Origin of the sequence: Sulfobacillus thermotolerans (assembly GCF_039623705.1) — a bacterium.
GTDB lineage: Bacteria > Bacillota > Sulfobacillia > Sulfobacillales > Sulfobacillaceae > Sulfobacillus > Sulfobacillus thermotolerans.
The window spans coordinates 388222-412429 of the sequence record NZ_CP133983.1 but is presented as its reverse complement, the minus strand read 5'-3'; the positions used below and the strand labels follow the sequence as shown (position 1 = coordinate 412429).

25 protein-coding genes and 1 riboswitch are annotated in these 24208 nt (G+C 52.1%); of the genes, 12 read left to right on the top strand and 13 right to left on the bottom strand.

Translation table 11 applies throughout. The annotated features are described in order from the left end of the window. Positions 1-21: 21 nt before the first annotated feature. Positions 22-906: a MurR/RpiR family transcriptional regulator gene (locus ORD20_RS01955; RefSeq protein ID WP_158246292.1), complete on the top strand. Its 885-nt coding sequence runs from the start codon at positions 22-24 to the stop codon at positions 904-906. A 188-nt stretch (positions 907-1094) separates the two neighbouring features. On the opposite strand, the gene ORD20_RS01950 is transcribed toward ORD20_RS01955, so the two are convergent. Continuing rightward, positions 1095-1946: an NAD(P)-dependent oxidoreductase gene (locus tag ORD20_RS01950; RefSeq protein WP_158246291.1), complete on the bottom strand. Its 852-nt coding sequence runs from the start codon at positions 1944-1946 to the stop codon at positions 1095-1097. A gap of 151 nt (positions 1947-2097) precedes the next feature. Here ORD20_RS01950 and ORD20_RS01945 point away from each other — a divergent pair, with 151 nt between their 5' ends. Continuing rightward, entirely contained in the window at positions 2098-3450 is a 1353-nt protein-coding gene (locus ORD20_RS01945) for an O-antigen ligase family protein (protein WP_242968560.1), read from the top strand. A gap of 22 nt (positions 3451-3472) precedes the next feature. Here the strand turns inward: ORD20_RS01945 and ORD20_RS01940 are convergent, their stop codons facing one another. Both ORD20_RS01940 and ORD20_RS01935 read right to left on the bottom strand, forming a co-directional pair. Next, complete coding sequence (locus tag ORD20_RS01940; RefSeq protein ID WP_103375756.1) at positions 3473-4084, bottom strand: alpha/beta hydrolase family protein; 612 nt, start codon at positions 4082-4084, stop codon at positions 3473-3475. A gap of 626 nt (positions 4085-4710) precedes the next feature. Continuing rightward, complete coding sequence (locus ORD20_RS01935) at positions 4711-5313, bottom strand: hypothetical protein (protein WP_430626467.1); 603 nt, start codon at positions 5311-5313, stop codon at positions 4711-4713. Positions 5314-5400: 87 nt separating this feature from the next. Between ORD20_RS01935 and ORD20_RS01930 the strand changes: the two genes are divergently transcribed. Next, positions 5401-5751, top strand: coding sequence for a hypothetical protein (locus ORD20_RS01930; protein ID WP_103375753.1), 351 nt, complete (start codon positions 5401-5403; stop codon positions 5749-5751). Positions 5752-5755: 4 nt separating this feature from the next. On the opposite strand, the gene ORD20_RS01925 is transcribed toward ORD20_RS01930, so the two are convergent. Next, on the bottom strand, positions 5756-6910 hold the full coding sequence (locus ORD20_RS01925) for an aminotransferase class V-fold PLP-dependent enzyme (protein WP_103375752.1): 1155 nt from the start codon (positions 6908-6910) through the stop codon (positions 5756-5758). 26 nt (positions 6911-6936) lie between these two features. Then, positions 6937-8619, bottom strand: a complete 1683-nt coding sequence (locus ORD20_RS01920) for a M14 family metallopeptidase (RefSeq protein ID WP_207654673.1) — start codon at positions 8617-8619, stop codon at positions 6937-6939. A gap of 170 nt (positions 8620-8789) precedes the next feature. On the opposite strand from ORD20_RS01920, the gene ORD20_RS01915 reads away from it, so the two are divergent. Genes ORD20_RS01915 through ORD20_RS01905 form a run of 3 tightly spaced genes read left to right on the top strand, consistent with a single transcriptional unit; the run spans position 8790 to position 11823 of the window. Then, a complete protein-coding gene (locus ORD20_RS01915; RefSeq protein ID WP_103375751.1) occupies positions 8790-9644 on the top strand; it encodes a deoxyribonuclease IV in 855 nt (284 codons plus the stop codon). 50 nt (positions 9645-9694) lie between these two features. Then, positions 9695-10567: a diacylglycerol/lipid kinase family protein gene (locus tag ORD20_RS01910; protein WP_103375750.1), complete on the top strand. Its 873-nt coding sequence runs from the start codon at positions 9695-9697 to the stop codon at positions 10565-10567. A gap of 17 nt (positions 10568-10584) precedes the next feature. Continuing rightward, the gene (locus tag ORD20_RS01905; RefSeq protein ID WP_103375749.1) at positions 10585-11823 is read left to right on the top strand and encodes a glycoside hydrolase family 1 protein; all 1239 of its coding nucleotides are present in this window, start codon (positions 10585-10587) and stop codon (positions 11821-11823) included. Here the strand turns inward: ORD20_RS01905 and ORD20_RS01900 are convergent. The 6 genes from ORD20_RS01900 to ORD20_RS01875 all read right to left on the bottom strand — a co-directional run bounded on the left by ORD20_RS01900 (position 11780) and on the right by ORD20_RS01875 (position 16154). Then, positions 11780-12286, bottom strand: coding sequence for a hypothetical protein (locus ORD20_RS01900; RefSeq protein ID WP_103375748.1), 507 nt, complete (start codon positions 12284-12286; stop codon positions 11780-11782). The two genes, ORD20_RS01905 and ORD20_RS01900, sit on opposite strands and share 44 nt — an antisense overlap. A gap of 131 nt (positions 12287-12417) precedes the next feature. Continuing rightward, positions 12418-13167: a diacylglycerol kinase family protein gene (locus ORD20_RS01895; protein ID WP_430626466.1), complete on the bottom strand. Its 750-nt coding sequence runs from the start codon at positions 13165-13167 to the stop codon at positions 12418-12420. A 7-nt stretch (positions 13168-13174) separates the two neighbouring features. Then, entirely contained in the window at positions 13175-13618 is a 444-nt protein-coding gene (locus ORD20_RS01890; RefSeq protein WP_158246290.1) for a MarR family winged helix-turn-helix transcriptional regulator, read from the bottom strand. 125 nt (positions 13619-13743) lie between these two features. Continuing rightward, positions 13744-14112 (bottom strand): hypothetical protein, encoded by a 369-nt coding sequence (locus tag ORD20_RS01885; RefSeq protein ID WP_430626465.1) that lies wholly within the window; start codon positions 14110-14112, stop codon positions 13744-13746. A gap of 94 nt (positions 14113-14206) precedes the next feature. Further along, positions 14207-15250: an ABC transporter substrate-binding protein gene (locus ORD20_RS01880; protein WP_242968548.1), complete on the bottom strand. Its 1044-nt coding sequence runs from the start codon at positions 15248-15250 to the stop codon at positions 14207-14209. Positions 15251-15302: 52 nt separating this feature from the next. Beyond that, a complete protein-coding gene (locus tag ORD20_RS01875) occupies positions 15303-16154 on the bottom strand; it encodes an ABC transporter permease (RefSeq protein ID WP_207654672.1) in 852 nt (283 codons plus the stop codon). 96 nt (positions 16155-16250) lie between these two features. Next, a riboswitch (cyclic di-AMP (ydaO/yuaA leader) is annotated at positions 16251-16374 on the bottom strand. Here ORD20_RS01875 and ORD20_RS01870 point away from each other — a divergent pair. The 6 genes from ORD20_RS01870 to ORD20_RS01845 all read left to right on the top strand — a co-directional run bounded on the left by ORD20_RS01870 (position 16359) and on the right by ORD20_RS01845 (position 21123). Beyond that, positions 16359-16529, top strand: coding sequence for a hypothetical protein (locus tag ORD20_RS01870; protein WP_158246289.1), 171 nt, complete (start codon positions 16359-16361; stop codon positions 16527-16529). Its footprint overlaps the riboswitch before it by 16 nt. Positions 16530-16566: 37 nt before the next feature. Further along, entirely contained in the window at positions 16567-17349 is a 783-nt protein-coding gene (locus ORD20_RS01865; protein ID WP_430626464.1) for a histidine phosphatase family protein, read from the top strand. A 127-nt stretch (positions 17350-17476) separates the two neighbouring features. Then, positions 17477-18442 carry an ABC transporter substrate-binding protein gene (locus tag ORD20_RS01860; RefSeq protein ID WP_103375742.1) on the top strand — a complete coding sequence of 322 codons (966 nt, stop codon included), beginning with the start codon at positions 17477-17479 and terminating at the stop codon, positions 18440-18442. A gap of 7 nt (positions 18443-18449) precedes the next feature. Next, positions 18450-19409: a FecCD family ABC transporter permease gene (locus ORD20_RS01855; protein ID WP_242968546.1), complete on the top strand. Its 960-nt coding sequence runs from the start codon at positions 18450-18452 to the stop codon at positions 19407-19409. Continuing rightward, the gene (locus ORD20_RS01850; protein ID WP_103375740.1) at positions 19409-20191 is read left to right on the top strand and encodes an ABC transporter ATP-binding protein; all 783 of its coding nucleotides are present in this window, start codon (positions 19409-19411) and stop codon (positions 20189-20191) included. The genes ORD20_RS01855 and ORD20_RS01850 overlap by 1 nt, the downstream gene beginning before the upstream one ends. A gap of 92 nt (positions 20192-20283) precedes the next feature. Beyond that, positions 20284-21123: a hypothetical protein gene (locus ORD20_RS01845; protein ID WP_103375739.1), complete on the top strand. Its 840-nt coding sequence runs from the start codon at positions 20284-20286 to the stop codon at positions 21121-21123. A 12-nt stretch (positions 21124-21135) separates the two neighbouring features. Here the strand turns inward: ORD20_RS01845 and ORD20_RS01840 are convergent, their stop codons facing one another. Then, positions 21136-22431 carry a glycosyltransferase family 2 protein gene (locus tag ORD20_RS01840; RefSeq protein ID WP_103375738.1) on the bottom strand — a complete coding sequence of 432 codons (1296 nt, stop codon included), beginning with the start codon at positions 22429-22431 and terminating at the stop codon, positions 21136-21138. Continuing rightward, on the bottom strand, positions 22415-24208 hold the full coding sequence (locus ORD20_RS01835; RefSeq protein WP_103375737.1) for a glycosyltransferase family protein: 1794 nt from the start codon (positions 24206-24208) through the stop codon (positions 22415-22417). The genes ORD20_RS01840 and ORD20_RS01835 overlap by 17 nt, the downstream gene beginning before the upstream one ends.

Sequence of the window (24208 nt, the reverse complement as noted above, 5' to 3'; positions counted from 1 at the left end):
AGGGGAAAGAGAGGACAAGCCATGGCTATCTCTGGGGTATTAGACCGTCTGAGCAGCACGTTACCAACCTTGGCAAACTCGGAGGCACGCATTGCTCGCTGGATTTTAGAAAATCCCCACCAGCTCGTTGACTTAACCGTTAAAGACCTAGCGCAACTGACTGGAAGCAGTCAAGCCGCCGTCATTCGCCTGTGTAAATCGATTCAGGTCCCAGGCTATCAAGCTTTAAAGGTGGCTATTGTCGCCGATATTGCTCGCGAAGATCCACCAGCGGGTAACCGATTTGTCGAAATCGATCCGGCCGCCTCCCTTTCACGGTCCATTCAGTCTTTGCGCCGCAACGCCATCATGGCCATCAATCGCACCCTAAATGATGTGCGCGAGCATGATATTGAAGAACTGGTGACACGCATTCAGAAAGCCCGCTGGATTGTACCGTACGGCATTGGGGCTTCCGCGGTCGTTGTCAAGGATTTTCAGCAAAAACTTTGGCGCCTTGGCCTCCCAATCTTTTTCTCTGAGGATTTCCATGTGATGGCGACCATTGTCGGGCAGCTTTCCGACCAAGACGTGTTCTTTGCGGTGTCCTATTCAGGCGAAACCGCCGAAGTGCTCGAACTCGCTCAATTGGCCCGGTCTAAAGGGGCAAGCGTGGCCGCTTTGACACGTTTCGACCGAAAAAATCCCTTAGCCCGCATGGCCGACTTGCCATTTTACGTCTATGCCTACGAAGCCTCGCCCCGCATTGGCGCAGGTTCGTCGCTCATCGCGTCGTTGGTGGCTCTCAACGTACTGCTCCTTGCTCTTGCCAACGCCTTCGCCGATGATGCGCAGTCAAAACTGTCGGATAGCTTACAAGCGGTGCTAACGCACCGCCGTCCTCCACGCACAACTGGAGAAAACTAGCTTTGCCAAATGCTCAAAATGAGCCTATTATGGTAAGCAACTTTGGTCGGGAGGTCATCCAACATGCTCTGGATTCTCGGAGGGATTGCCATGGTCGTTGCCTTGATTATTGGCATCCGGTATATGAAAGACCATCAAGAAGAAGAACCCTAAATGAGGATGGCTTTCCAAAAGACCGGGACGGCCTGTTATTCGCCCCGCCCGGTCTCTACAAAGGCCATATCTTGTCCGCCTCTCTCACTTTGTCCGTCCTGCCGAAACACAGATTCTAAGCATGCTAATACGGGGAGTTCTACACCGATACGTGCTGCGAACTGCAAAGCCAGTCCTAAATCCTTGGCCAGCATGCGAATGGGAAACTCTGCCGATGCATCGCCTGATTCCCATTTTGGCCGCTTGACGTGCATCACAGGCGCATCTAATGACGACATTTGAAGAATATCAAGAACTTGACTGCGTGTCACTTGTGCTGCGTCCGTAATTTTTAACATTTCCGCCATTCCGTCCATATAAAAACCCAACAGCGTGTTCATGGCCAATTTCACGGCTACCGCCTGTTCTGCACGTTTTGTTTCAACCACCCGGCCAAACCGCTCCAATGTGCTCATGACCCCTGAAATCGCTGACGGCGTTCCTCCAGCTATCACCACTAAATTCCCGGCTTCTGCCGGCTTTAAAGAACCGAGCACCGGAGCTGCAACAAAATGGGCTTCCCGATTGGCGCAGACGGCCTCATACCGTCTCGTGCTGGCCACATCTCCCGTTGTCATATCCACCCATGTAGACCCCGGCGCTAAATGCCCATAGAGCGCTTGTTGCCCGATGTCTTCCACCGCATGATGGTCTGTCAGCATCGTGATCACGCACTGGGCCTGCGCAACGTCTTGCGCCAGGTTTGATGATACCTGATACCCATAATCGTGATGCAGCTGCAACGCCACATCCTCGGTACGGTTGTATATAATCGTGGTCGCAGGATCTAATCGCCGCACCATGCGCCGCCCCATTTGTCCTAGGCCAATAAAGACTGTGGTTTGCACGAACCATGCCCCCTTATGACAACATTTGTATTTAATGGTAACACACAGGAAACCTACCTTGATTGGCGAAACATTAAGAACGAAGTAAGATAAGGCTAATGCCACCGTGAAGCTCATTTTAGCCACCCTAGGGAGTGTTCCGTGTTTGACTATGAAAGCCGCAGTGTATAAGATTTGGTTTCTTCTTCTCGCGCTCTATGTGATAAGTGCTCCGTTTGAAGGGTATATTGTGGTGCCAGGAACCGGCGGGCACTCCATCGTCTCTTTGCTTCAGCGCCTTATTGTCCTACCTTTGCCTCTTTACGTGCTGTATCAGACCCTGCGCCAAGAGCCCCATACTCCCTGGTGGTATCTCGTGCTGTTGACTGCATGGCTTCTCTGGGTCGGATTGACGTTTGCTATCTTTAGTCCCCATACCTACTATTATGTCTATTACACGTGGGAGCAAATCGCCGGATATCTTCTTGTTCTTAGCCTTTGGACATTAAGTCGACATCGTACATGGGCTAAAGCCACCGTGCTTTTCACCTTGTTTCTCTATTATGGCGCCACACTCATGGTAAGTTTCTGGGAAATTCGCACGGCACATCATTTGGGTCATTCCAGCGAAGGGGGCGCCCACCCCAAGCCCATTCCCACAGCATTTTTCTATGGTCCGAATCATTTAGGCGCAGCGCTTGCCTTAATCCTGCCGTTTATCGCCTTCGCCGCCTCCTTAGTACGCACCCGCTGGGCATATATCATAAGCAGCCTTTTTACGCTAGCCGGGCTGTATGTGCTCTATAAAACAGGGAGCCGGGGAGGAGAACTTGCAATTATCATCGAATTCGCGGCACTGCCGTTCGTCTTGCCTCGACCCTATAAACGCCTCGCACTAGTAGCCCTAGCCGCGGTGCTGGTTGTCTTTACGAGTCTGATGCTCTACATGCAGGCCTTACCTCAGACCGCTCACCTGCCTTTTGCCTTGACGAAAGTCCGTCACATTGCCGATTTATTTGCGTATCACCCACACCGCGTCACTGCGCATCAGGGGCCTGGATCTTTAGCGATTCGATTAGCGTTGTTGCACAGTGGTCTTCAAGCCTTAAGCCACCATCCGTGGGGATTAGGGCCCCGGGGAGCCGAGCGATATTACTTATATTATGTCCACCATAAAAGCCCTTATAATACCTACGGTGTCATCGATGCCCATAACATGTGGCTAGAAATCGCCATCGATTTTGGCTGGCTCGGCTTAAGCCTGTATGTCGTCTTTTATGCCGCCTTGCTACAAGGACTCTACCGTCTGCGCCATGCTTCCGACGCCTTTCAGCGCTATGTGGCGTGGAGTGGCTTTATCGCCCTCACCGGTTTTATCATCGGGTCGGTATCTCCCTCGAGTGTGATGATTGGGTTTAATATTATGTGGATTGTCTACGGAACAGCCCTCATAGCCATACGCCAAGGAACAGAAGATGGCGCAATCAACAAAAAAAGGCACCGTCAAGACACGGCACCTTTTTAATACACCACTCGAATTTCGGCAGTTACTCTTGCTGTGCTGAGACAGTGGCCAAAAACGCGGACACCTCGGCTTCCAACAGGGAACGGTCAGGGCCCTGCCAAATCTTTTGGGCGTGACGTCCGCCCGGAATCTCTTTGAGAGTTTTCGGCTCAGGGGCAATCCGAAACACCGCTAAGGTTTGATCATGCATCATTTCACTCTCACTCACGATGAACAGTTTAGGCATGGTTCCAAGACGAACAGCGGTCGCGTCAGGCACAGCCACCGTGGACCATGTAATCAATGCCGCAAAAAGTTCAGGACGTAGGGCAGCCGCGCGCAAAACCCCGCCGCCACCGCGAGAGGCGCCCAAAGCCACCACGTGGTGGCCGCGTGAACGCAATTCGCTCGCTACGGCAATAACGTCAAGCTCAATGGCGTCGGGCCCTTCCGAACCCACTGAAGACGCCCCGTAACCCCGAAAATTAGGAATAGCGACCGTATAGCCAGCTTGTTGCAGCGTCTCGCCATATTCCACAAAACTATCGCGGTCAAAAGCCTTGCCGTGGCACAAGATGACCCCGACCTTACCCCCTGTGGCAAAATAGGTCTCAATGCGCGCCCCATCGGCCGCGACGACGGTAAATTCATCCATGAGCTTCACCTCTTTCAAAATATTACCATACTTTAGTTCTCTCGCCCAATGAATCAACCTCACCCGATTGAACAATGTTGCTTGGCCAAATCAGTATGGTCGATCCCAGGTACTCGCATCCGATTCCGCGGCCGGATGCTAAGTTTTCTGGGTGCCCTTCTCGCCATCGCGGCGCGTCTTGACGCGCCCGACGGTCCATGAACTCTTTCGCCACCTGCGAGCGCTCCAACAGCCTGATGGTTCCCGCACCGTGTCGCTGCCGGAGCCCTTTCATGCCATGTTTTGGGCCTTCTTGAAGGTCTTGCGATTATCTGAACGGTGTGTTACGGAACCTCCGCCCCCGGCGCCCTCGAGCTAGCCGGATGCCCTGAAATTCCTGTATAGGAGAGGCTCAGGTGCGAAATGCGTGCTACCATTGGGCGACCCACAGAGGCTAGGACGGGGACAAGGGCCACAGTGTTACCGTCGCCTTGCCCCCGTCTCCATTGCCATATGGTCTTGTTCCGCCCCAGACGTCGGAGCGAAAAACCTCATAGGTGTCTTAACGCTCACTTTTACACAAAAAGAAAGCAGCTCCGTGGTGGCGGGAAGCTGCTTTGCTTTGAAATCTCCCTAAACCTCTTTAGTTATTCGGCAACGTCAAACCATTCCCTCATCACATCAAACCATTCCTCAAATTTCTCCTCGACCTCGCGCGTTTCCTTTTCCATCATCCACACCTCCACCTCATCTGCCCACGCCAATTCTTGGCCCCATCCCAAGAGAAACAAACGCAAAACCGTTGTTCCGCGCCATCTTCGGCATTCTGGGCTACCAAATACCACACGCTCTAAGTCTTCGGCGATAATGGAGGCAAGCATTGCCTGGACCGCTGGGTCGCGCATGTCCACCGCATAAGCCCACCCCATTTGCACTCCCCACAGGAGGAGAATCCATGCCAAAATGGGTATGCCTACGGCCGGAGACAACGGGCCCGCCAATTGACTGATTCCCATCTCACCCAAAATATACGCACGGTAACGCCCGCGCAGGAGCGTAACCCGATACTCGCGCAACGTATAAGGTACCGATGCGATATCTCCTAACGTATTGACCTTATATCCCTTGGCCTCATAGAAATTCCAAATTCCCCGCGGGTCCACGTGCGTTGTCATGATCTGAATAGCACGCTCGAAGGCTAATCGCGTATCCACCCAAAATCGTGGACGCTCTATAGACGGCTGAATCATCCCCTCGCCTCCTCTTTGTGGTACCATACGGCACAGAGGGATTTCGGGTTCCATCAACACGCCACGAGCGTAGAAAGAAGGGGAACAGTGGGTTTCGGTCCGACAACCAATGACCCCCAAAAAGGGGTCCAAGCCATTTTAGATCTTGTCGAATTGCTCTATCCCGAGCGCAGTACCGCCTCTTGCCAAACGTGGCTAGGCCATATCAGTCTGGCCGTGCTGAGCGCCCACGCCCCTTTATCTTTTGTTACGATTGACCGATTTTTAAAAGACGCGGAGTATCGGTCTATGATTCTTAGCCACCCCGCCGTTCCCGAAGCCCTTGCCGAATTATGGAAGGATTTTTCGGGACCTCTGGATGCGTCGCAGCTTGACCCCGATTTAGCTTGGCTGATAAACGACCGTTTATCCACTCTGCATGACGAGGAAGACCACTAGCGGCCTACGCATCAATTGTACGCAAGCCTTCCATCAAGGCGTGCACATCTTGGCTGGTATTAAATAACGCAAAGGAGACCCGCACGCCTTGATAAGCATTGACAGGCTTGACCACGATCCCTCGTTGCCACAGTTTTTCCGCTAAACCTGCTCCATAGCGTTTGGACCGAATCGTCATCAAGGCCGTAGGGCGATATTCTGGTCTGGGACACGGCACCACCTCACATTCTGGGATTAGGGCCACCTCTCGCGCCGCTTCGAGCGCTAAACCACTTTGATAAATCGCATGGGCGGCAAACCCCTCTTCTTCGAAATAATCCCAGGTGACCGACCAGCCGACAACCCGGAGCCAGTCGCGACTACCGTATTCCAATCCCTGCCCCGTCACGTGATCCACCGGCCATAACTCCTCGCGCTCGAGAACATGCGGATCGTAATCACCATCTGGCGGCCAGCAGGTGACGAGCTCTTGAAGGCGAGTATGGCGCACCCACAGCCCCGCCCATCCCACGGGCGCCATCATCCATTTGTGGCCACAAAATACGTAGTAATCGGCCCCCGTGCGCAAGGGATCTACCGCAATATTGCCCAATGCTTGGGCCCCATCCACCAACACGCGGGCATCGGGCTTTTGGCGCATCACACGCGCTAAGGATTCCACGGGCAACTGCCATCCCGTGAGATAGGACACGTGACTCACCGCTAAGAGCTTAGTTCGAGGACTCAGTCTTTGTTCAAGCTGATCTGCCAGACTGACGGAGCTATCCACACGCAAAACCTTTACTTTAACACCAAACTGACGAATAAGTGACGAGAGTGCAAAGATCATTGCCGGATGCTCGTGATCTGTGGTAATAATTTCGTCACCAGCACTCCAATGGAGTCCCCACAAAACCCGCGCAATGGCTTCCGTATTATTATGAACCAAACTCACCGTGCCTTTAGGCATCGTCTGTTCAATCCGAAGGGCAAATTGACGTGCTTTGTCGCGAGCACTGAGATAATAAGGGACATGCCCCGGCCCCATCTCCTCCCACTCCATCTCCGCAGCACAGGCGGCGGCCGATGCGGGAGTGGGGGTCGGGCCTAGTGTTCCCGTGTTTAAATACGTTTGCCTAAGGGCAGCCGGGATTAACAACCGCAAGTCTTCCCCAAACACGCAATCCCTCCTTGTCTAGTCCCCATTTACAGTACGATCAATTCCTGCACCGTCCCCGCACGGGGTGCCGAAAAGGTCAACGTCAGGTGCGTACCGGGTTGTGCCCGCACAACCCACTCGGCGACCTTGCGGTTTTTACCAGGCGGCATCGCTGAGGTGATTTCCCCATACCCTGCTAAATGCCCTAGTTGACAAGGTGATTCCCCCGCAATCATTTCAAAATTACCCGCTAGCTCAGCTTTCACTCCCATGACACGCTTCATCTCTCCGCCACGTTTGGTCGACGAAGTCGGTAAAAATCCCTGATTTTTCACCATCGCGGCAATGCGGTACACATTATCTCCAATTCTCTCGCTCGTAATAGGACCCACCTGCAATTGGGCTGTGCTAAGACCCAAAGTGGTAAGAAATCGTCCGACGCGTTCGCACTCTTCTTCCAAAAAACAGAGGGGAGGATTTTGCACAACAAATTTGGGATCCAAGCCGCCAATTTCCACCATCCCTAAATCGGGGTGATGAAACGGCATCCACGGGAAGAAGCCCTGAGTTGGCACCTTGTCCTCAACAAAATGGAGAATCTTACGCAAGTCCTCTTGGCGTTCTTCCTCAGAAAGTTTCATGAGTCCTTTAACCCCATATTCTGCATATCCTCTGGCTCCTGCGTGGCGAGGCAAATCCCAGATTTCCACGGTAAAGCCTAGAACTCCTTGATGATCATACATCCAATCATCCGCAGCACCCGGCATTAACACGGGATCATAGCCGTTATGAAAGGTCTCGTAATTGGAACGTGAAAAATACCCGCTAACGCGTGCCCCTTCTTCTCCCATGCGGCGATATAGCACCGCGTCGAGCGTCGGTATCGCGCTGTCATCTCCCGTAGAAGGTTGCCGCAAGATCACGCCCCCTGACGTGTGCAATGCCACATACGCCGCAATATTGGGATGCACTTCAATAAATTTAGCGAGCGCGTAGATTTCTGGCTCAGACAATGGGAAAGGGCCAGCCCCATTTTGGATATCTTCTGTAGCCCAGCGAATAGGGAAATTGCGATTAAAATCCATCCCTTGCCGCACACTTAAATCAAGGCGGCTGCCTTCCAAATCTTTTCCGTGATAAGTGGGAGGATGGACACGCCCTTCCGTAAAGACATGGTAGTAGCGTTGACCAAACTCGCCCGGACGCCTGGACCGCATCAACCGGGGATCGTGTTCATCTATGGCGTAGGCTCCATCAGGACTCGGTACCCGCATCTGCAAAATATGACCATTGCCGTCCACATCACTGGGCACCCAGCCCGCGGGCGGTTCACTTAATGGATAATCATGTGGACTCGAACGCAACCGTGCTGGCGTTGTCAAATACTCTTCCGCACCGTCAACGGCAATCCGCGGAACGACATATACTGCGCGGGTCTGCAAGAGTTGTTGAATGGCCGGCGCATTCCCAAATCCTTCAAGCAATGTCGCAATCCAGTGCATGGCCACGGCATTGCCAGCCACTTCCCCTGCATGAATATTGGCATCCACCAAAAGACCCGGATAACGGTCGGCATGTTCTATATCGGCGCATAGCGTGACAGCCCATAAATCCCGGCCGCGCCGACTTTTTCCGATAGACGTGAAGGAAAAAATGTCGGGATAGGCACGTTGCCAATCCTGTAATGCCTCTGTCATGTCTTGGTAGGTCCAGTATCTGGCTTCTGTCACCGTATGATTACGCCTCCTGTAAGCGGTCCGCACACTCGCTATTCTTTTCCCTTAATTGTTCTCTCTTGACCCGCCTAATTCCTCTAAATTTGTGACGTCTTTGCTCACGGCTTGACGTCTTTTTCAGATTTCGTCATGATTGATGCTATTGATGAAATGGGGCGAGACAAATGACACGGATTGGTTGCCATCTCAGTGTGGCGAAAGGCTTCACCAAAGCAGTCGAAACGGCACCAAAACTCGGCGCCAACTGCTTTCAATACTTTACGAAAAATCCTCGTGGATTTCGGGGGGCAAAACCGCTCAATATCGTGGACGCCGAACGAGGACGCGCTTTAATGACAGAACTCGACTTAGTGGCTATTGGCCATACCCCTTATTTAATAAATTTGGCGACAGCCGATGATGAATTGTGGCATCTTTCGATTGATGCCCTAATACAAGATCTGGTTATTGGCGAAGCACGCGGCAGCTATGGGGTCGTTGTTCATTGTGGCAAGCCCAAAGATAAGGGGATAGACTACGGCATTCAACGCATGCGCGACGCGATTGCCCAAGTCCTGGATCAAAACACCACGACCCAGACTATGCTGCTTTTAGAAAATACGGCGGGCCAAGGTTCTGAGATTGGCACCACGATCGAACAGCTATTAGCCATAGCCGATCCCTTTCCCGCCAACCAAGTCGGCTTCTGTCTAGATACCCAGCATGCTTTCTCTGCGGGTATCTTGGAAGCAGGCAATCTTGACGGCTTTTCGGGCTTTAAGCACCCGGAGTTCATGGCGCGCTTGAAGGCCATTCACCTTAACGACAGTAAAGTCCCCTTTGGCGGGCGCAAAGATCGTCATGAATTGATTGGCCGCGGATATCTTGGCCTGGAAATGATTGGTTCGTTATTGAATGACCCGCGTTTGCGAGACATTCCGTTCTATTTGGAAACACCCGTCGAGTCGGAAGCGCAGTATGCTGATGAGATTCGCGAATGCCGAGCACTTTTGACCCCAAGGCAGGAACTTGCGCCTTGATCGCGAATCTAAGGTAGGGAATTTGGTGAATTGGGGGAATCCCGGTAGTTATGGCAGCGCGGATCATTTTTAATCCGGCGGCAGGCAACGGCAAAGCCGTCAAGATACTCGAATCAGTCAAGCCTTATTTAAGGGATCAAGATATTGAAATTGTGACAACTAAAGGTCCAGGACACGCCACCGAACTGGCTCGAGAAGTCGCGAACGAAGAGGACCTGACCGTCATCTCGTTAGGTGGGGATGGCACCCATCATGAAGTAATTAATGGGCTCATGCCTATGGGCAAAACGATCTTCGGAGTGATTCCCGCAGGCACCGGTAATGATTTTGTACGCGTCTTGCATTATCCTGCCAGTCTTGAACAGATGGTACATACGGCGCTATATGGGCCTAATCGGTGGTTTGATCTCGGCGCCATTGACGACCAATATTTTTTGACGGTAGCAGGCGCAGGGTTTGACGCCGAGGTCGCCGGCTGGGCCAACAAACATAAGAAACAGGGCAACGGCACGTGGGTCTTCATTCGCGGCATACTATATAATGCGCTGGGATATCGTCCCCAGCCCATGACGGTTACCATCGATGGCCACAGCACAACGCAAAATACCTTTATGATTGCGATGGGTAACACGCAATATATCGCAGGAGGAATGAATATCTGTCCTCAGGCTGATCCCCATGATGGGCAGTTCGAAATCATGTGGGTTGAAGGGATCAAGCCGTGGCAAATTCTTCCGTTATTAACCCGTGTTTTTCGCGGCACTCATGTCAAAAGGTCTGTCGTGAAAACCTTCCCGGCGCGCGAATTGACGGTCGAGGGTCCCTCTGGCTTGTGGGTCCATGCTGATGGAGAACTTATCGGTCATTTGCCCGTGCACGTGAAGACTATTCCCAAAGCCATTCGGGTCCACATGGGAATTTAAGGCGAGGAATTCAGCACATGATACATTGGCCCACCGATCTACCCCCATTCTTATGGGGCGCTGCGACATCGAGCCACCAGATCGAAGGTAATAATCACAACAGTTGGACACAGTGGGAAGAGGCAGGACGGCATCAAGGCCGTATAGCGTCCGGGCAAGCCTGTGACCATTATGCACGATTTGCGCAAGATTTGCCCTTATTTCACAGCCTGGGCATCAATGCCTACCGCTTTTCTATTGAGTGGAGCCGAATCGAGCCTGAACCCGGACAATTTGATACGCGTGCTCTCAATCATTACGAGGCCATGATTGATTTATGCCATGATTTAGGAATGGAGCCGGTCATGACCTTGCACCACTTTACCCTCCCCATATGGTTCGCTCAGGCGGGCGGGTTTCTTCAACCCCAGGCTCCTGCTCTCTTTGAACGTTTTGTCCAACAGGTGGTCGAGCACCTTGGCCCCAAAGTACGTTTCTATGTCACGATTAATGAACCTATGATCTATGCCGTCATGGGTTATGGCATCGGCACCTGGCCGCCTGGGCACAAACGTTTACGAGACATCTGGGCACTGGGTCCCCAACTTATCAAGAGCCACCGCCGTGCCTATCACGTCATTAAAACCCGGCAGCCAGGCGCTCTCGTCGGACTAGCCCATCATATGGTGGCCTTTGAGCCCTTCGATCCCCACTCGGTGTGGGACCGTGCGAGCAGCAAGATGCTCCATTACTTGTTCAACCGTCGCTTCTTGCAAGCCGCAGATAGTACGCAAGATTTTATTGGCATCAATTATTACACACGCCAATACACCCATCGTCCGCACGTGCTGGTCCCTATTGCCTCGAAACCCGGGGCCTTCGTCACCGATATGGGATGGGAGATTTACCCCCAAGGGCTCGAACACTTTCTTAACGAGCTGAGGTCCTTTGGCAAGCCCATCGTGGTTACGGAAAACGGCATCGCCGCCGACGACACCGTTCGTCAACAATTTATTGCAGATCATGTGGCCGCTGTGAGCCGAGCCCAACAACAAGGTGCAGATGTCCGGGGCTATTTTTACTGGTCAGCGTTGGACAACTTTGAATGGGCCGAGGGCTTTCGGCCTCGATTTGGATTAATTGAAGTCGATTACTCGACACAAGAACGGACCTTACGCCCTAGCGCCGCCTTTTACCGTCAGCTGATTGCAACCAATGCTCAGGCCTGGCCCATTAGCGTACCATCAAAACTGGCACCACCGGCTTCTCATCCTTAAAGCATTGCACGTAGTCCTCCGGGGAGAGCTTCTGCTGCGCTCCCAACGTTTCTAACCACTCGGGCGTAATGACAGGACGTTGTCCCAAGGCCCCATGATAATACTTTTCCAAGGCCACCTGGGTCAAAGGCGGCATAGGCAAATCCACAATCGCCTGCCCTAGAGCCGAGCAGGTTGCCTCATCCAGCACATACGGCTCCCGGGGTGCCTCGTCTAAGAGCCCTGCCGCACGCAATATTTCCATCGCCGCATCATAATCCACCCGACCCTTCCGGTAGCTCACGCGCACAGCATGTACGCCCACCTTCAAAGGAAAGGCCTCGGGCGGCCATGACGCCAACTGACTTGTTAGCGTCTGCCGCAACTGCTGCTCTTCTAATTCCAGCTGTTTTATGGTGCGACGCACAGTAGCCAAACGCAGAATATCTTGCGCTATTTCGGGTGTTAAGGGGGGTATGTCCATGCGTGCCTCCTTGCTCTTTGTCCTAGTCAATGCATAGAAGGCAAGCAGAAGATTTAGACCAAAAACTTTTAAGGCTTTATTGTTTTAAGCAGTCAGCGCAGAGTAATTTGGGGAGGACATCGAGTTCATGCTCAAAACTGCGTAGGAGCCGCTAAGATTTTTTGGGGATCTAACACAAAAGGGCCGTCACGTTCCACCCGTAATGACACCGGTTCATCAGGGCGCAAGACTACGGTCCGTTCGCCATCTAAGGCTACTGATCCTCCTTGGGGCCGTGACCACACCACGGGGCTGTTCAGATCCACGGTAGCAGAAGCTTTTACATAAAAAGGCACCACGAGCCCAGGCGCCATCACCGCCAGAACCGGGCGCTGACCCATCGTCTCGTCTCCTAAGGTAAGATGTAATGCCACATCATCATCGGCATAGATGGGCTGAAAAAATCCCCCGACATTTGACAAACCGGGACGAACGGGATCGGCCATGCTCAAAAACAATTGTTCCACATCCTCGGGACGCCGTAATCCTGCTTGAGCCACGTTACGCTGCGTCCCGTCTCCCCCCACGGACACGACAACACGCGCTCCCTCATCTTGCAAGCGTCTCGCCCAATCTGTCGTCGACGCTCCATTACTGGGTTCCTTTTCTGCTGCGACTAGGCGTACGGGTAAGAGTTCGCCCAGTTCGTGTAATGCATAGCGCCCAAAACCCTCGTAGTCATTGACCATCACCACTTCGGTGTCTGGGACCGCGGCCATCCCCGACAACAAGCGGCGCGCGGTCAACATCTTCTCAGGTGCCGACTGCAATGATGCGGCCGCCACCAAACGCCGAATATCACGTCCCGCCATCGGATTGATAATCAGGCCAATTGTCGTCATCAACGTATCACCTGTTTTTCGCCATTGATTCCGGCGGAATCAGCTTGTTCAAAAGCCCAATCAATTGGTCTTGTTCCTCCGGCGTCAACCGTTCATCCGCGCGTTGTGCCAAAAACTCGACATGTTCACGCCGTTCCCGTGTCAACAACGCTTCTCCGCTTTCCGAGAGCCTAAGCCACACCATACGGCGGTCTTGAGGGTCACGGTCTTTAGACAATAACCCTTTTTGCGCTAAAGCATCCACCGCCCTTGTCGCCGTCGGAGCCGATACCTGCAAATGCTTGGCCATGTCCATAAGCGTCAATGTCCCTTGGTCTCGAATCATGTACAGCGTATGGTATTGAGTAGGGGTAATATGCCATGGGGCTCGGTCACGAGCAAACTGACGCCCCATCATGCGCAAGACGCGAAACGCCCCATCAAACAAAGATTCTGCCTTTTCTTGATCCACGGCCTTGTGTCTCACTCCTTCTGCATAGCATACCATCTGAGACGCATAAGCGGTAGATTTCCCGCCAAAAGAAGCCCGTTTTCTCAACAAAATGGACGGCGGAGGCATTGAGCCCCCGCCGCCATTTAGCCTGCTGTTTGGCTGTGCGGTGGCCGTAGGATATGGAGCACCTCTTTCTTATAGCGCAAAAATTCCGGAGAAAGCACCATATCCCAATTGCGTGGGCGGCCTAACCCAATATCAATCACCTGCGCAATCCGCCCAGGTCTAGGTGTCATAACGATAACACGGTCCGCCAACACAATGGCCTCTTCGACGTCATGCGTGATAAAGAGAACCGTGGGCCTTAAGCGGTCCCAGATGGTCAACAGAAACTTTTGCATGTCGGTTCGCGTTTGCGCGTCAAGAGCGCCAAAAGGCTCATCCATGAGAAGCATTTGCGGTTCTGTAATCAAGGCCCGCGCAATCGCCGCCCGTTGACTCAATTTGCGCATCAAAATCATCCACCGCCAGCACGGGCTTCCCCCCTTTTTGCGTGGGGGGGTAGAACTTGCTGACATTTTGCAGTGATATCACCGTCTTTCCCCCTTACCCCTGATGTTCTTGGTGATAGACCGTCTCGCAATAACTCGGATCGACGTATTGACTAAGATTGGGGGGGACGCTGGAAATTTGACCGGTCTGCTTCAACCACTGCGCCGCTGAAGTTAACGAGCGCGTCACAAGGGAATCTTTGACGGTACTGGCCGTCCCCAAGCGGCGGGGTGTCAATTCCTGGGCCAGCGTGGTAAAGCTGAGGCCTGCCGCCTGGCTACGCGCTTCGGCAGGAGAAATCCCATTGAGTTTAGCAATGTCTTCAAACGATTTCGTTGGGTGTTGGTAAAAGAATTTTACGCCGTCCTCTTCGGCCTTCACGAACTCATCGACTAGCTGGGGATTTTTAGCGGCAAAGTGCGCATTGACCACCGCTAAATTAAAAATCGGCGCTTTGTCCACCTGATCCTGGTCATAAATCAGAATATGTCCATCATCTTGCTGCATTTCATTGAGAAATGGCGCCCACACATAGGCGGCATCAATGCGGCCCGTTTTCCACGCGGCCACCATATCCGGCGGTGACATATTGTTGATTTGCACCGATGATACGGGCAGATGGTGCATGGCCAGCGCCGTATCTAGCTCAAAAGGCGAAGTGGAACCGCTTACCAATGCCACCGTCTTCCCCTCTAAATTTTGCAGCGAATGGATATGACTGCCGTTTTTCACCACCAATCCCTCGGCCGTCGTATAACGCTCCATGGCCCATACCACTTTAAGCGGCACACCCCGAGCAATCGCCGCTGCTGTTGGAGGATTGCCCAGGGTTGTCATAAAGTCCAAGGATCCTGATGCAAGTGAGGTCAGCGCGTCAGGGCCGGAGGAAAAATACTTCAACACCACGTGGGCATGCATCGTCTTTTGAAAAAAGTTTTGTTCTATCGCCACAGACTCCGGATCGGGCGCATTTTCGTAGCCAATCGTCACCGTCGGTTCACTGGCTGCCCCAGACGTGCCGCACCCGGCCACGATGGCCATTAATGGCAACACCATTAATCCGGCCAGAAACGGCTTCAAGGTCTTCTTTTTCTCCACATAACATCCTCCTTCATTTTATGGCTGTGGGTTTTTGCCATCTTGATTGTGTTTATGCTTTCCCCTTCCACGGTGTGACACGGTGCTCAATGGAGCGAATAATCAACTCCATGCCGTATCCCAACAACCCAATCATGACGATGCCGACAAAGACTACCCCAATTTGTAATTCATTGCCGGCCGACTCAATCATCCATCCTAGGCCCTTGGAGGCAGCAATCATTTCCGCTGCCACTAAACAGGTCCAGGCAATTCCAATGCCAACCCGCATGCCCGTAAAGATTTCTGGAAGCGCTGAAGGAAAGATGACATAGCGGAAAATCTGACGCTTGTTAGCGCCTAAGCATTGCGCTACGCGAATGCGCGTTTCTTGAACACTCTTAACGCCTGACATCGCGCTGATGATGATAATCGGGATGGTGCAGAAGAAAATCAAAACCACCTTGGACGTCTCCCCAATGCCAAACCAGACAATCATGACGGGGATGTACGCCAAGGGCGGAATCGGCCGCAAAAATTGCAACAGCGGATCAATCGCTAAGAACACCCAATCCGTGGACGCCATCCAAAATCCAATCGGCACGCCCACGACCACTGCTGCTATAAATCCGGTCGTAATCCTCCCCAAACTGTAAAGCGTACTGGTTAACAGTGGCTCCCCACTATAACCGACCGTCGCGACGGTGATAAAGTCATGGACAACGGCCCCTGGTGAAGGCAAGGCCGTTGGAGGAAAGAGATTCAGGGCCGTCACTCCCCACCACAAGGCTATCATGATAACGGCGACGAGCCATGGAACGTAGCCACGATAGGGCTTTTTGTCTTCCTTCCACACTTTTTGCTCCAGTGCGCCTTCGGCGCTTTCAGCGTCAAGCTCATCAGACGCCATATAGCTATACCCCATGTCAACAGCCTCCTTGCAAATGCATAATCTCTTCTCATCTCCTATCCAACTGAACAGTCGCCCCATCAAAGAAAAAACCGGGCTAAAGCCCGGGCATAGTCCAAGCCTTCCAAGCCGACGAGGTAAGCTGACGGGCTAGGGCGGATGGCTGCCCCCTTGCGTACGCCCCGAAAATTGGGTCCCCCGTTCGTGTGATGACACGATTTGGCGATTGATTCAATTGGCACGCCGCTCTCTAGCCTAGAATATGCTGTAGATGCAACGCTTGTGCTCTTTAAGGCTACCATGGATAAGCGGATGTTGGCAATTTCGACCTATACTGACAAATATCGCAACCGAAAATTTAAGCTCCCCATTCTTCCCCAAATTGGGTAAGATAATGGGCATACCTGATTTTCCAGGAGGTTCTGTGTTGCCCTCATTTGCAGATATCATACTCATTCGACATGGTGAAAGCGAAGCCAATGCCGCCGGTCGCTTTGCCTGTCGCTCATGGGATCCAGCCCTTACGGCAACAGGACGGGCTCAAGCACAACAACTGGCCCACCAATGGCATAACGCGCCCATACGCTATTTGGTTACAAGCCCGTTGCTCAGAGCCCAAGAAACGCTAGCCCCTTTAGCCCAAGATCATGACTTGACTCCCGTGATTTTGCCTGATTTAGCCGAAGTCAATCTAGGCCAATGGGATGGAAAGCGCCTGCGCGATCTTGAGGAAGCGGAGTCCCCGTCCTTTATCGCATGGCGTCAAGACCCTGATCGCAATCCACCCCCTGGCGGCGAAAGCATTCGGGCGGTGGGGCAACGCGTGTTGAATGCGCTGGCCCACTTTGTGGAACCCCGAGAACGCCATACCTTGACGATTGCTGCCACCCATGCGGACTGCATTAAAGGCGCGGTAAGTCCCAAGCAATACGCCGGATCATATCCGCGGTTTTCAGCATATCCTCGGTGCAAAGGCCGGCCCACAAGTAAAGCGGCGGTTGACCAGGAAGGCGATACTCGTGTACCCACCCCCGCTGAGTCAAGGCGGTTAACACGCGGGCAACCACGCTGGGATCAAGCCGTGCGTACCCAGCCAAGGTTCCAATTGCCGCTGCGCGCCTCTGAACCCATAGAGCCGCCAACACTTGCGGCATCTTTTGTGCGTCGCCATTTTCATCCCACATGCTCACCGCCTCCTTTGTGTTCTTAAGCAATGGATATGCGTCGACAACATGGTCCGTTCGTCCCTTTTTCTTGTGTTTACCAGCTATTCAGCATACACTTCCATTATGGCAAAGAATTCTTTGTAAAAATTCGTGATGTAAGGAGAAAGATCTGTGATTCGCTTGTCATTAGCATGGCGTTTAGCTGTTCTCGCCCTAGGATCCACCCTTATCGCCGGTTGCGGAACCACCCCAAGTGCCGCTGCCCCCAACCACGTGTCTCATAGCATCCGGATTGTAGATGACACCGGACGCACGGTAACCTTGCCGAAACCGGCAACACGGATCGTTACTATCGATCCCAGCAATACCGAGATTGCATTAGATTTGGGATTAAAATCGGACATTGTCGGCACCGATTCCTCGACGTTCCAGTATGCCCCAGCGCCTTGGGCATCAGAGCTCAAAGGGCTACATGACATTGGGTCCTCGTATCCTGGGGTCAGTGTCGAACAAATCGTTGCGACCAAGCCAGACCTCGTCTTGGCCATGCCCGGCATTAAGGGGCTCTCGGCGCTCAGCCGGTTTCACATTCCTGTTCTTATCTTGAGTCCTCAAAGCATCGCCGGTGTGTATCACGACATTGAGATTGTGGGTCAAGCCACGGGGCGCGTCCATCAGGCGAGCGCGATTGTCGCCCATCTCAAAAGCCAACTGACAACCCTTGAAGACCTGGTCAAAAAGAATACTCACCATACGCCGCGGGTTTTTCTTGACCTCGGGCAATTATATACCGCTGGGCCCAACAGTTACCTCAATAGCTTATTAACCATGGCCGGTTCTCAAAATGTTGCGGCAAGCTTTAGCCACACCGCCTATCCACAAGTAACACCCGAACAGGTCGTCAAAGCCGATCCGCAAATCATCATTTTTGACCCGGCTGATGGCAGCACCCAGGTTATCGATCAATTGCCCGGCTTTTCTCAACTGGCCGCTGTCAAAAATCACAAGGTCCTAGCCATTCCCCAAGACTCTTATGTCGATGAACCCTCCCCTGCCGTAGCCATGGGGCTGGTAGAACTGATTCAACTCATCCACCCGCATCTGGCGATTCCTCATGACCTCATCCAGAATTTTTAGGATCAGCATGGGCATCGCCCTGCTTGCGGCCGTGATCTTCCTAGGGCTCACCTATGGGCCCGTGACACTTTCCTGGCAACAAGTCGGACAGAGTCTCATTCATCCCTTCGGTTCCTCCATTCCCGCCATCATTATCTGGGATATCCGTTTACCGCGATTGATTGCCGCCGCCCTCGTGGGCGGCGCTTTAGGTACCGCAGGGGCCGTCATGCAAGCCTTGTTTAAAAATCCTTTAGCCGATCCCTATATTGTGGGGGCGTCAGCCGGCGCCGGATTTGGCGCGATGCTCTTAAGTCTCTTGCTGCCGGCATCGGGTCTCATGGGAGTGGGCGCATTTATTGGCGCGATTACAGCGGTTTTTGCGGCCTATCTACTGGCCCGCGGGCAAGGCCGCGTCCATATGCTCACCTTGATTTTAGCGGGATATGCCTTAAGTTTGGTCTTAGGTGCGTTAACCACGTTTGTCATGCTAGCGCATCAAAAGACATTGACGCAGGTTCTATCGTGGGAACTTGGCGGCATTCATGGCATTGGCTGGCATGAACTGTTATGGCCGTCCATTATGATCATCGTGGCGCTAGTGGCCACGTGGCCCTTTGCTCCGGAGTTAAACGCCTTTTATCTCGGAGAAGAACAAGCGCACTATCTTGGCGTCAACGTGATGCGTGCGCAAACGCTCCTGCTAATTCTGGCCAGCTTGTTAACCGCCGCCTCTGTCTATCTAGCGGGTTTAATCGGCTTTGTCGGATTGGTCATTCCCCACATTATTCGCAGGTTGCAAGGCTCGAATCACCATTTGCTGCTTCCCCTCTCGTTTTTTGCCGGCGCTATCTTTTTAGTCGGTGCCGACATTTTAGCTGAACAAATCCCGTGGATTGGCACGGTCCCGGTCGGCTTGGTCAGTGACTTAATCGGCGGTCCTTATTTCGTCTATATTCTCTTCAAAACTCGGGTGGTGTCAGGATAATGTCTTTTGAGAGACTCCATTGTGAAAACCTCCAATATATTTGGCCGTCATCCACGGCTTCTTTTGGACCATTAACCGGCTCATTTCAACCTGGCGCGATTACGGCCTTGATTGGGCCCAATGGAGCGGGTAAATCCACCCTCTTGCGTCTGTTAGGAGGTTACTTGAAACCAACCAGCGGATCGGTCTATTACGGCGACAGCGCCCTCTTGGATATAGCTGCATCAGCACGGGCTAACTTGGTGACCTTAGTGTCTCAATTGATGCCCTTGGGATTTGACCTGACGGTTGCCGAAATTTTAAATTTAGGCAGTCTCCCCAGCATGTCGTGGAAGACCCGCATAACCGGCGACACTGCCCCGCAGATTGGTCCCGTGCTCGAGCAATTGGGTCTGAGCGCTTTTCACGACCGATCCTACCGGTCATTGTCTGGCGGCGAACAGCAGCGCACCTTACTCGGCATGGCGCTGGTTCAAAATACGCCCGTGCTACTTCTTGATGAACCCACGGCCCATTTAGATCCCGGTCATGCTCAAGCCATCATTCATGTCCTCGAAGACCTCGCCCACGTTCACGGTAAGACCGTCATCATGGCTTACCACGATTTAGCCACAGTGGGCCTGTTTGCTGACCACATATGGCTGATGCAGCACGGGCAGGTATCCCTTGCGGCTTCCCCTGAACAGGTTTTGGTATCCCCCCTCTTAGAGCAGGTCTTTCACACCACGTTGCAGCGCATCAGCCATCCGGTGTCTGGCAAAATGATTGTGCTGGCTTTATAACAAATATCAAACTTAACCGTCCTTATTTTTTCTTCCCCAAGCGACCATGGCCTATCATAAAATCAAGACGTGTCAGATAAGGGAGAGATCGTGTGGATTTTGAGATTACCATCTTGCAGCCCGATAATTACATTCATTCGCTAGCCTTCGCTGAAGTATTGGAATCCTTGGCTTATGGGCTAGATTCCTTAGGCCACCGCGTGCACGTGACCAAAAACCACATTGACTCTACGCATCCCACAATTATTTTAGGGGCGAACTTGTTGCAACCTCAGCACATTGCCGCTCTTCCGGCTGAAGCCATCGTTTACAACCTTGAACAAATTACCCAGAGTTCTCCTTGGATGACCCCACAGTGGCTTCAATCCCTCCAAGGACGTGTAGTATGGGAATACAGCCTCCAGAATATGCCTTACTGGCAAGCCCATAATGTCCATGCTGTGCATGTGCCAATAGGCTATGTGCCTTCATTAACACGTATTAACCGAACTGGGGAAAAAGATATTGACGTCGTATTTTATGGGTCGCGCAACGAGCGGCGCACGAAAATCTTAGAGGCCCTTGCCGCTCAAAATCTTCGCGTGGTCCCCTTGCATGGAGTTTACGGAGCCCAACGCGATGGTATCATCGCCCGGAGCAAACTAGCGATTAACATTCACTTTTACGTTCCGAACATTTTCGAAGAGGTTCGCGTCAGTTATTTAGTAGCCAATCAAGTGCCGGTATTGTCTGAGCGCAATGCTGATACCTACGTCCCGGATCAGTGGGAAGCTCTAGCCTATTGGGCCCCGTATGAGAAACTCGTCGATGTTTGCCAAAACCTGCTCACGCATCCGGATTTAGAACTCGAAGCCGCCAAACGACAACATACCTTTATGCAAAACACCACGGCGCGCATCCTTCTCCGGGCTCTCGAGATATACAGTCCTTAAGATGACTCCTGCCTAGACTAAAAGCGGCACGATATTCTTGGCTTGATCATAAAACATATAGGACTCCAGGCGCGTATCAAAACCCACAACGGTCGCGTGGAAATTCTTTGCACTCGAACCCAAGAGGTCAACGGTCTCTTTACGGCTATGGGTGACTCTAACCACAACGGCCGAGGATACCTTGACCTCGCGCAAAACCGGGGTTAATAAGGAGGCAGGCCCAAGCAACAAGGTGGGCTCCGTCGCATTCGTCAGGCGCTCGATGGCTATGACGTTGTAAGAAAACATAGTCGATATGAGAAGAAAAAGAAACCGCGAATGCGCATGATTTAACAGATGACTTTTCCAATGCGCATCATGAGATTGTAGCAGTGCAATCCACGTCATTAAATCCAGGCGCAGTCGGCCCTGGTCATAGGTGTTGATATAATCGTCATTCAACACCGTTTGTTCTAGCATGTACAAGGCCTCTGATTCGCGGTGTTCTTGAGATGCAGCAGCGGCCATCAGTAAAAGAAGACCACAATGGGATGCAAAGGCTTGCCGAATGATCGGTGGTGATACCAAAGCCTCCTCGCGAATCCTGCGCAGCCAATAATAGCGCATATGAACTTCCGCATCATCAAAGCCGCCCGATGAAATCTGATTTTTGTGTCGGCGGTACTCCACGAGTTCCTCGGCCAAAAGGACCGCATCGCCTTGCTTGGCCACCTTCCAAATAGCATACCAATCAAAACCCCAGTCTCGGTGCAGCAAATCCTCTCCCGGATCCTCATATAACCCACATGCTTCAAAGGCATCCCGCCTGATAGCATGAGCCGAAGGTACCCATGCTGGATTCCAACCAAGGATATTCGCCACGAAAAACCGTGTAGATTCTAGAAATGTCTCACTCGCCACCGCTCGTGTCAGCCCAACTGTCTGTCCGCGTTCATCAATTGTCCTTGTCGCTGCGCCTACCACAACAGCTGACGGATATTGCTGAAATGCTCGGTAATAAGATTGCAAGGCGCCAGGTAGGAGACGATCATCAGCATGCAGCACCTTGACAATATCAGCCTGACTTTCGCGTATTCCTACGTTATGTGCCCCGATTTGGCCTTGATGGGCCGTTACGTTGATAAGGCGTACGCGTCCGTCGCGTACGGTATAGGCTTGCACAATCTCTTTGGTATTGTCCGTCGACATATCATTGACCACAATCAGTTCCCATGCATCAAAGATTTGCATGATGATACTATCAATGGCCTCGGCAATGAACGCTTGAGCATTAAAAGCCGGCATGACCACACTAATTAACGGCTTCACGGGAGCCCCCCAACGCTTGATCGATATTCTGAAGTGCTTGGATTCCTTGGGCAAAATAGTCGCTAATTTGATAAAGGTTGTGGATATGGTGTGCTATCAAGGCCTTAACATCGCTTCTCTTGACTTGAGCGGCTATGCCATATAGTTGGATTTGTTCAGAGATCATCAACGGATTTTTTGCAATGGCGTCTTTGGCAATCTCCAGCGCATCAGGCGTCGGCCCACTCACTAATGTAGCCGCCGCATATTTATACCAAATGGACGCCCAGTGCGGCATCATATGAAGTGCCAGCTGGTAGTCTTGGCGAGCTTGCGCCCATTGCTGCAAATTCTGATAGCAATCTCCGCGCAAGACGAGAATTCTGGAAAAAAAACTCGACCGTAATTTATCAAGATGACCGACTCTTAAATCGCTAAACACTGACTCGATGTCGCTTCGAAATTCGTCAAAACCGGCTAAGGCAATAGCGCCCGCAAACGCTTGCCGCGTATTGGCCTTTGTTATCGCATCGAAGGCGCTTGGAGCCGTGTCAATCACAACCTGATACTGACCTAAAGAGAAGGCTAACTGCAACTGATTGAAATAGACAGCAATATTCGTGGACCATTTTGCCAGAGCAGACTGCAGTAGCATGCGGACCCGTTGCCAATACTCACCCGGAATTGTTACCACAAAATTAGGCTGAGTAGCCGCGTAGCCAATTAAGCTTGCCGCCAAGCTGTTTAAAAATAGGGATTCATCTTCACTCGCCACCTCTTGCGCGATGGAATCGCGAGTCATGGAGCGGGATGTGATGGCATACTTATCTTGCGTCACAGACCAGAGTCTTTGTTCTTGCAATCCTATCTCGGCACGAAAGGTGCGAGTTCCTCTAGCCCGCGGCACCCGGTCCGTAATGAGGTCTATAATACGCGCAGCATGCGCCTTATACGATTCCGAAGGGACAATGCGTTCATGCCCTCTAACCGCCATTTCTTGAAGTTTTTCCTCATTAGAAAGTAGATTAGCCACCACTTCTTCAAAATTCTCCACAGTATATGTCTGATACTCAATGTTTGGTTGCATAACCCATGGGGTTTCATCATTATCTTCTTCTAACAACAACACACTACCGGCTGCTGGAGCCTCATAGCAGCGAAGATTCATTTCTGAACGGATGGTTAGATTAAATACCATCTTGCAACTTTGAAGAAACCGCCAATACTCTTCGCGGTATACGCCTGTGGCAACTTTAACAACCCATCCATGGCGCTTGTGAAGATAAGCTAATCGGTCGATCCAAATCGCACGCTGCCTTTGCACATGGCCATTTAAATTGCCAACAAATCCAATATCAATAGGGCGTTGCAAAAGATCATCCGGTGCGTGAACCATACCGGGTTCGTAACTATAAAGGGGCGCGTATTCCACGTTGGGGTATCCCAAATTCTTAAACCGCCTAGCACCTTCACGGTCCATGAGCACAAGGTCGTAGAGATCTAAATGGTTCAAAATGGCACGGGTCCCGAGGTTCCAGTCACTAATAGCAGCTACCACAGGCACTCCACACGCAAACAGCCCTTCCGGCAACGCATGAAACTCCGGCCAGAAGACAAAAATCAAATCCGGCTGAAATGTACCGAATACCTGCAAAACCTTGTCTATATCAAAGTTTTGAACAGAAAGAACCAAATCCGCATCAGAGTCCCACGACACCACACGAAAATCTACCAAATCGGCGAAAAAACTCGTCGCTAACGCCCTGGTTCCATTAATCACCAAATATTTAGGCCGCAT